Here is a 1658-nt window from a genome sequence, read left to right on the forward strand (position 1 = left end):
ACCTCGGGTCGCGACGGGCTGACCGGCTGCCGGGATGCGGACTCAGCTGTTCTCGAGCTCGTCCATGAGCTCCTGGAGCTCCGGGTCCATGGTCGCGCCGCTGTCGCCGAGCTCCTGCTCGTAGCTGTTCTGGAGCTCCTGCTCGAATCCGTCCTGGAACTCCGGCGTGGTGACCACGAAGGCGACGAACGCGATGTACGCGATGATGCCGAGGGTCACCAGCACGGTGCCGATCCAGCCGAGGATGAGGCCCGCAAGGCCCATGCCACCGTTGTTGGCGAGGCCCTCGCGCTGCGCCTGGCGGCTCTTGACACCCGTGATGATGGCAGCGATACCGGTGAGCAGGCCGCAGCCCAGCACCGAGAGGATGCCCAGCACGAGCGACCAGACGCCCAGGCTGTTCTTCGGCAGCGGAGCGCCGTAGCCGGGCTGGCCGCCCTGCGCGTAGACGGGCGCCTGTGCGTCCCCCTGCTGCGGGTACGGCGACTGCTGGTACGGCTGCTGCTGGTACGGGGCAGGCTGGCCCGGAACCGCGCCCGGCTGGCTCTGCTCGGGCTGTTGCGGCTGCTGCGGCGGGTCGTAAGGAGACTGGCCCCCGTCAGGCTGGGTCATCGTGCTGCCTCTCTGGTTGCTCGGTACCGGGGCCCATCCGGCCCGGAGGTGCCAAACCTACAGGTAGGACCCCCCGTGCGGCAGGAAAACCGCACGGGGAGCCCTACCCCGGCCCCGACGAGTTCCTGGTCAGTAGTTCCAGTCGTTGGGGTCGCGCATCTGGTCCCAGTCGATGCCACCGGCGAACAGGCCGACCGCCAGCGCGATGACGAAGAAGATGATCCCGACCACCACCAGCGCGACGTTGATCCAGCCCAGGATCAGGCCCGCGGTACCCATCCCGCGGTTGTTCGCGAGGCCCTCGTCGGCGGCCCTGCGGCTCATGGTGCCGGTGATGATCGCCGCGATCCCGAGCAGCAGCGGGCAGAACACGTAGCTGAGGATCCCCGTGACCAGCGCCCACACGCCGAGGTCGTTCTTGGGCGGCGTCTGGGAGTACCCGTACTGGGGTGCGGTCGCCGCGCCGCCGGGCTGGCCGTACGGCGTCGGGGCGCTGTGCTGCCCGTGCTGGGTGTACGGCGCGTTCGGGTCGGGACCGGGGTGCCGCGGGGAGCCTGGGTCCTGCGGTCCGGGCTGCCGGGAGCCCGGCTGTTGCTGGTCGGGCTGCTGCGGCGTGGGCTGCTGCTCGGAGCCGTACGGCTGGCCGGGGAGCGGCTGGGTGGGTGAGCGCTCGGGAACCTGCGGAGAGGACGACCCGGGCAACGGCTGCGTAGGCGGCGTCTCCGGCTGGGGATCGCGCGGTGTACCGCCCTCGTTCTCGGTCATGAGGCTGCCTTCCCTTCCAGATCGGGGTCCTGGGGGACGCCGGGTCCGGTGCCCCACTGTCCACCTAACCAGGGTTGGCTCCGACCTGCGCGGGAACGCCGGCCGTCAGCTCGGCCGCCAGGTCTCCACCTCGTGCGCCACCGCGAAGCCGAGCCGTTCGTACACGCGCCGTGCGCCGGCGTTGTCGTCGTACAGGCCGAGCGTGACCAGGCCGTGCTCGGCCACGCCGTCCGCCGTCATCCGCGCCGTCAGGGCGCCGCCGTAGCCACGGCCGCGGTACG

General features: G+C 71.4%; 3 protein-coding genes. All 3 read right to left on the minus strand.

Going from position 1 to position 1658, the window contains the following annotated elements; genetic code table 11:
* Positions 1 to 42: 42 nt before the first annotated feature.
* Positions 43 to 612 carry a DUF4190 domain-containing protein gene (locus PROKR_RS31040; RefSeq protein WP_051433347.1) on the minus strand — a complete coding sequence of 190 codons (570 nt, stop codon included), beginning with the start codon at positions 610 to 612 and terminating at the stop codon, positions 43 to 45.
* A gap of 129 nt (positions 613 to 741) precedes the next feature.
* Positions 742 to 1377: a DUF4190 domain-containing protein gene (locus PROKR_RS25220; protein ID WP_051433348.1), complete on the minus strand. Its 636-nt coding sequence runs from the start codon at positions 1375 to 1377 to the stop codon at positions 742 to 744.
* Positions 1378 to 1482: 105 nt separating this feature from the next.
* Positions 1483 to 1658, minus strand: a 176-nt coding sequence (locus PROKR_RS38265; RefSeq protein WP_157602661.1) for a GNAT family N-acetyltransferase, incomplete at its 5' end; no start/stop codon positions are given.

The sequence above is a fragment of the Promicromonospora kroppenstedtii DSM 19349 genome (genome assembly GCF_000515355.1).
GTDB lineage: Bacteria > Actinomycetota > Actinomycetes > Actinomycetales > Cellulomonadaceae > Promicromonospora > Promicromonospora kroppenstedtii.